The sequence below is a fragment of the Ruegeria alba genome, from assembly GCF_022321465.1.
In the GTDB taxonomy this organism is placed as follows: domain Bacteria; phylum Pseudomonadota; class Alphaproteobacteria; order Rhodobacterales; family Rhodobacteraceae; genus Ruegeria_B; species Ruegeria_B alba.
In genome coordinates this window covers 99,616-106,138 of sequence record NZ_JAKOEM010000014.1, presented here as the reverse complement: position 1 = coordinate 106,138, position 6,523 = coordinate 99,616, and the positions used below count along the sequence as shown (strand labels likewise).

The 6,523-nt window shown below is 63.7% G+C and carries 6 protein-coding genes and 1 tRNA gene; 4 read left to right on the top strand and 3 right to left on the bottom strand.

The genetic code is table 11. The annotated features are described in order from the left end of the window. On the top strand, nt 1-385 hold a 385-nt coding region (locus tag MB818_RS15245), incomplete at its 5' end, for a hypothetical protein (protein WP_238905645.1). An 83-nt stretch (nt 386-468) separates the two neighbouring features. On the opposite strand, the gene MB818_RS15240 is transcribed toward MB818_RS15245, so the two are convergent. Beyond that, on the bottom strand, nt 469-1,173 hold the full coding sequence (locus MB818_RS15240; protein WP_234143029.1) for a lysophospholipid acyltransferase family protein: 705 nt from the start codon (nt 1,171-1,173) through the stop codon (nt 469-471). 142 nt (nt 1,174-1,315) lie between these two features. Between MB818_RS15240 and MB818_RS15235 the strand changes: the two genes are divergently transcribed. The 3 genes from MB818_RS15235 (at nt 1,316) to glpD (ending at nt 3,999) form a co-directional block, all read left to right on the top strand. Further along, nucleotides 1,316-1,391: transfer RNA gene (locus tag MB818_RS15235), tRNA-Trp, on the top strand. Nucleotides 1,392-1,661: 270 nt separating this feature from the next. Continuing rightward, a complete protein-coding gene (locus tag MB818_RS15230) occupies nt 1,662-2,435 on the top strand; it encodes a DeoR/GlpR family DNA-binding transcription regulator (protein ID WP_234140112.1) in 774 nt (257 codons plus the stop codon). Further along, a complete protein-coding gene (glpD, locus tag MB818_RS15225) occupies nt 2,428-3,999 on the top strand; it encodes a glycerol-3-phosphate dehydrogenase (RefSeq protein ID WP_234140111.1) in 1,572 nt (523 codons plus the stop codon). The genes MB818_RS15230 and glpD overlap by 8 nt, the downstream gene beginning before the upstream one ends. Before the next feature lie 12 nt (nt 4,000-4,011). Here the strand turns inward: glpD and MB818_RS15220 are convergent, their stop codons facing one another. Continuing rightward, nucleotides 4,012-4,989, bottom strand: coding sequence for an alpha/beta hydrolase (locus MB818_RS15220; protein ID WP_234164053.1), 978 nt, complete (start codon nt 4,987-4,989; stop codon nt 4,012-4,014). A 13-nt stretch (nt 4,990-5,002) separates the two neighbouring features. Next, nucleotides 5,003-6,472, bottom strand: coding sequence for a flavin-containing monooxygenase (locus tag MB818_RS15215; RefSeq protein WP_238905642.1), 1,470 nt, complete (start codon nt 6,470-6,472; stop codon nt 5,003-5,005). Between the last annotated feature and the right edge of the window lie 51 nt (nt 6,473-6,523).

Below are 6,523 nucleotides of genomic sequence, written 5' to 3'. Positions count from 1 at the left end.
TCATCGAGTAATCGGTGATCCCGAGACACGCCTGGTTGCTCCAGGAGATTTTCCCCCGGAAAATCTGCCAAGTGCAAAAAGGGCGACAAACAGAAAAGGCCGCTCCCCCGGAGCGGCCTTTTTCATGTCCTCAAACGATCCGATAACCGAGATTATTCGACGAATAATCTCGCAGGCCGCCACGCAGTGCGCCGTTTTCGATCGCGGTGAACTGGGTCACAGACAGAATCATTACGCTGGGTCAATCTGTCTGTGTCAGTCAAGACAGGGAGTGAGACAAATGCCGTTCCTCAGCAAAACCAATCCCGCCAGGATTATTGAAGCCGTTTACCGGTCGATCGCCCTTTGCGCGATGATGCAGAATCGTGTGAACAAGCTGCACTGATCCGTTGCTCCTTCGGCCGGATCGTTCTGGCCGTCGGAAACACGGGCCGAACCAGGCAGTTCCAGGGTCACACTATGCTTGGGTCAGGTCGACGGAGACCACGGACTCCGCCCGACCATAAGGTCCGCTTCTTCCGTTATGTCGTTCATATGACGTTCAAGGCTCTGGCGCAGTGTCTCGATCTCTTCTTCCGATGCCTTGCGCGGCACCGGATCGTGCCATTCCCGACACAAGAACACACCTTCGTTGCGCCAGGGGCGCGGTAGCAGCAGCCGGTCCCAACTCCCCATCTCGCGTCCATGCCGGACAGAATAGGTAATACCGAACACCCGCTTTCCTGAACTGCGCGCCCAGATCAGCGGGACAGTGGACGAAACCCGTTCCGGCCCGCGCGGGCCGTCCGCTGCAATCCCGATGGAAATTCCGTCCTTCATCTTGCCCAGCACCTCGCGCGAGAGGGCCACATGGCGTTTGTGGCTGGACATGGCGATGGTATCCATGCCGAAGAGCTTCTGCACCCGGCCCACCATGCTGCCTGCACGCGCGGCAGAAGTAATCGAACAGATCCGCCCCTTGTCGAGCGGAAAGAAATAGGGCGATTGCGCCAGTCGCTGGTGCCATAGCACCACGATCACCGGTTCCCCCGCAGCCGCCAATTGATCCAGTTCCTCATAGCCGATCCGCTGCCATTTGGTGTTGCGATGTATCAGGCGGATATAGGATGCGATCCGTCGGGCGACCCAATTCAGCACTGCTTCGCTGTCGGCGATCTTCTTGCGCAGGCTCATGGCGCCTCCTTCGGTTTGGACCGCTTCTGTCATACCCGACGAGAGGCGCGGTGCAACGCCTTTCCCTGCTCTCTTTTTGCGCCTGCTTGGCGAAAAGGGGCTTGAGTCCGCCGCATCGGTGGCATATCTCCATCGCCACGATAGGGGTATAGCTCAGTTGGTAGAGCGACGGTCTCCAAAACCGTAGGTCGCGGGTTCGAACCCTGCTGCCCCTGCCATTTTCCGACTTGATCAGTATTCGGCGACGCAGCGGACCCGGTGTCACGCTGATTTCTCTGCTCGGCCCGTGCACGCGGTCTGAAGAGGTATGCTGTTACGCTGGAACGTCTGTTCCGGCGTCGGTGGCAACCTTCCGTCGAGAGAATTGGAGTCTTGCGAAATTGCGCATGAGTGGTTTCATAAATCGATAAACCGAAGAAATATGAAAGCAAAGTGAGTGACAGTTTTCTGAACCGGGTCTATAACCACGGATACAGGAGGCGCGAGTGATGGACGCGGAAGCACGACAGCACGAGATATTGCAGAAGCTGCGCCAGCAGGAGCGGGTTGGGGTCGACGAACTCACCCAGGATTTCGGGGTCAGCAGTCAGACGGTGCGGGCCGATCTGCGCGATCTGCACGACCGCGGACTGCTCAAGCGAACCCATGGCGGCGCGGTGCGGGTCGAGACGGTGTCGAACCGTGAATATGGTGCGCGCCGGCAGCTGCACCGTGGGCAAAAGGCGGCGATGGGGGCGCTGGCGGCAACGCTGATCCCCGATGACAGCTCGGTCACCCTGAATATCGGGACCTCGACGGAACAGGTCGCCCGCGCATTGGCCGGGCATCGCGGGCTGACGGTTCTGTCCAACAATATCAACATCATCAACCTGTTGATCGGCACGCCGTCCAAGGAACTGGTGCTGGTCGGCGGTGCCGTCCGGCAAAGCGATGGCGCCATCGTGGGCGAGGATGCGGTCGAGTTCATCTCGCGCTACAAGGTGGATTTTGCGGTCATCGGCGCCTCGGCGATGGATGCCGACGGCGCGATCCTGGATTTCGACGCGCGCGAGGTCTCGGTGGCGCGCGCCATCCTGCGCAATGCGCGCAGCCGCATTCTGGTCTGTGACGGGTCCAAGTTCGACATCGCCGCCCCGGTGCGGATCTGCGATCTGGCCGAGCTTGATTACGTGGTGACCGACCGGGCACCACCGGCCGAGTTCCTGCGGCGTGCCGAAGCGGCAGAGACCGAAATTCTGATTGCGGAGTATACCGATGACTGAGACCGACAACCGGGTCTATGACCTTTTCGTCATTGGTGGCGGGATCAACGGCTGCGGCATCGCGCGCGATGCGGCGGGGCGGGGGTTGTCGGTGGCCCTGGCCGAGATGAAGGATCTGGCCTGGGCCACCTCATCGGCCTCGACCAAGTTGTTTCATGGCGGGCTGCGCTATCTGGAGTATTTCGAGTTCCGGCTGGTGCGCGAGGCGCTGATCGAGCGCGAGACGCTGCTGCGTGCGATGCCGCATATCAGCTGGCCGATGCGTTTCGTGCTGCCCTATCACCCCGACATGCGGTTCGAGAATGACACGCCCACCTCGCGGCTGTTATCGACGGTCATGCCCTGGATGAAGGGACGCCGCCCGGCCTGGCTGATCCGGTTGGGCCTGTTCATGTATGACCACCTGGGCGGGCGCAAGATCCTGCCCGGCACCCGGACGCTGGACCTGAGCAGCGACCCGGCGGGGGCGCCCTTGCAAGAGCGTTTTCGCAAGGCCTACGAGTACTCCGACTGCTGGGTCGAGGATGCTCGCCTTGTCGTGCTGAACGCACGCGACGCGGCGGCGCGCGGGGCGCGGATCATGACGCGGACACGGGTGGTTTCAGCCGCGCGCGGTGCCGATCACTGGACTGTCACGCTCGAGGATACGGTGACGGGAGAGACCCGCGAGCTCTGCGCCCGGGTGTTGGTGAACGCCGGCGGTCCCTGGGTGGGAGAGCTGATCCACGGCGCGCTGCGGCTCAACTCTTCAGAGCGGGTGAGGCTGGTGCGGGGCAGCCATATCGTGACCCGGCGGCTGTTCGATCATGACCGCTGCTATTTCTTTCAGGGCACTGATGGGCGGATCATATTCGCGATCCCCTATGAGGGAGAGTTCACCCTGATCGGTACCACCGATCAGGAGCATGACGAGCCGGGCACAAGCCCCACCTGCACCAAGGGTGAGCGGGATTATCTGCTGCGCTTCGCCTCGGACTATTTCAAGCAACAGCTGACGCCCGAGGATGTGGTCTGGACCTATTCCGGGGTACGCCCACTTTATGATGACGGGGCCAGTTCGGCCACCGCGGCGACGCGCGACTATGTGCTCAAGGTCGATCAGGCGGGCGGGGCGCCGGTGCTGAACGTCTTTGGTGGCAAGATCACCACCTATCGGCGGCTGGCGGAATCGGCTTTGGACAAGATCGCGCCTTTCTTTCCGGGCCTCTCCGGAAAATGGACGGCGGGTGTTGCCCTGCCGGGTGGCGACTTTCCGGTCGACGGGGTGGCGACGCTGACCGGGGACCTGCTGCGGCAATACCCGTTCCTGACGCAGGCCTGGGCCGCACGTCTGGTGCGGGCCTATGGCACCGAGGCGGCAGAGATGCTGGGCAAGGCCGACAGCGCCGAGGCGCTGGGCGAGGATTTCGGCGCCACCATCACCGCGCGCGAGCTGGATTGGGCCATGTCACGGGAATGGGTGCGCAGCGCCGAGGACTTTCTGTGGCGCCGCACCAAGCTGGGTTTGCGGCTCACCCCGGAACAGGTGGCGCGGGTCGAGGCCCATATCGCGGCGCGCGGCTGACCCCGCGCCCGTTCATCCGCGCAGGGTGGCAGGCACCCGGGTCGAGATCGACACGCCGCGAATGAACTCTTCGCATTGGTCAGGCGCGGTGATCGGCAGCATATGGCCGCGCCCGGGCAACAGTTCGCAACGCAGGCCGAATTTCTTCATCGGAACACCATGCTGGGTGGGGAGCAGCACCGCGTCCTCGGCCCCGAACAGGATGGCACCGGGGACATCGAGTTCGCGATAGCGCTGTGCCTGTGCCGCTATGCTGGCATCTGCGCCCACAACGTCCTCAGATGCGGTGACAAAGGCCTGTGGCCTGAGCCCCAGCGCACCACCGGCCCGGTCCAGGAAATCCTCGGGGAAATCCTCGGGGGCAAAGACCTGGGTCAGGGTCTGCTCTGCGGTCCAGTTCGCCATCGGCACCGCGATCGTATCCCCGATCAGGTGGCGCAGCCGGGTATTGCGGATTTCCAGCGGGCGGAACACGGCGGGCGGGCCTGCCATGTGATGGGTGAGCGGACAGATCAGCGCCAGCCCCGCCACCTTTCGCGGGCGGTCCAGTGCCATGGCAAGCGCGATCGCGCCGCCAAGCGAATGACCCACCAGTACCGGATCCTTGACCCCCTTGGCGTCCAGGAACTCTCCGATCATCCGGGCCTGTTCCGGCAGCTTGGCCAGCGCGGCCCCATTTCGGGTGGAATAGCCGCAGCCGGGCCGGTCCAGCGCGATGACGTGATGATCCTGCGCCAGCCGGTCAACCAGCGCATAGGTGAAATGCTGCAACTGCCCGGCCAGCCCGTGGATCAGCACCAGTGTCTGTTTGGCCGGGTCGCCGGCCTCGACATAGTGGATGGTGCCGCCGGTCACCGGTTGCACCTCGCCCGCCTGCGGTACCAGCGCCGCGCCGCGCCGCGCCAGCGACCGCGTTCTGAGCCAGCCCAATCCCAGCATCACGCCAATCAAGGCAAAGGGCAGACAGACGAGCAGAAGCAGGGTGGACATGGCAGCTCCGGGATCAGGTATGCGTCGGGGGCGAGGTTAGATATTGTTCCATCCCGGCGCCAGCCATGCGTTTGCGATATTCGCCAACCGTGCCGGGCCAGAGTGTGGTGTTGCGGCCGGTGCTGTCCTGATACCACGAGGAACAGCCGCCGGCCTGCCAGACCGAGTCCGTCAACCGCTCCTGCATCTCGGCTTCAAACGCGGCCTGCGCCTGTGGTTTCGGCGAGATCCTGGCGAGACGTTGTTTCTGCATGGCGTCCAGCAGCCGCCCGATATGTTCGACCTGCGCCTCGATCATCAGCACGACCGAGTTATGGCCCAACCCGGTATGCGGCCCGAGCAGGACGAAGAAGTTGGGAAAGCCTGCAACCGAAGTGCCCAGATGCGCGGACATGCCCTTGGCCCAGGCTGTGCGGATGGTCAGCCCGTGGGCGCCGGTGATGTCCAGCCGCTCGGCAGCGTCGGTGACGTGGAACCCGGTGCCCCAGATCAGGACGTCGGCCTGAACCCGGGTGCCGTCGGTGGCAACCAACGTGTCACCTTCGACCCGTGCCACGCCATGGGGGATCACCTCGACATTCTTCCGCGCCAAGGCCGGGTACCAGTCGTTGGAACTGAGGATACGCTTGCAGCCGATGCGATAGGGCGGGGTCAGCCTGGCCTGTTCCTCGGGGTCGGGGATGGCATCGGTCAGTGCCTTTTGCCACATGCGCATGGCGAAATCGACGGCCCTCGGCTTGCCGCGAAACACCGCGTGGCGGAACTCGAACACCGCATAGATCAGAGCGCGGCGGATACGTGGCAACAGTGGCAGGCGGGCATAGAGCCGCCGTACCCAGGGGGCGATTGGCCCGTCCGGTCGGGGCAGGACATAGGGCGGTGTGCGCTGAAAGATGCTGACCTGGGCGGCCTTGGGCGCGATTTCGGGCACGAATTGCACCGCCGAGGCGCCGGTGCCCACGACCGCAATCCGTTTGTCCGCCAGATCGACGCCATGATCCCATCGGGCCGAGTGAAAAGCCGGACCGGGAAAGCTGTCGGCGCCGGGCAGGTCGGGGATGTTCGGCACATGCAGCGCGCCGATGGCCGAGACCAGGAACCGCGCCGACCAATGCTGCCCCTCGGCGGTCTCGACCTGCCAGCGCACGCCGTCCCAGCGGGCCGCGCGCAGGGTCTGGCCGAAATGGCAGAGGTCATAGAGCGTCTCGTCGCGGGCGACCTTTTGCAGATAGCATTGGATTTCGCCGCCACCCGCATAGGCCGTGGACCAGCCCGGATTCGGGTGACTGGCCAATGAATAGAGATGCGAGGGCACGTCGCAGGCAACACCGGGATAGGTGTTCTCGCGCCAGGTGCCGCCGATATCATCGGCCTTTTCCAGAATGTCGATCCGCGCAAGGCCGCGTTTGCGGGCCTCCATCGCCATGATCAGCCCGGAAAACCCTGCCCCCACGATGAGCATATCCGTTTCGCGTGTCGCCATTCTGTCCGGCCTCCGCTCCTTGCCATGATCAAGTCTAGCGGATCCGCGTCG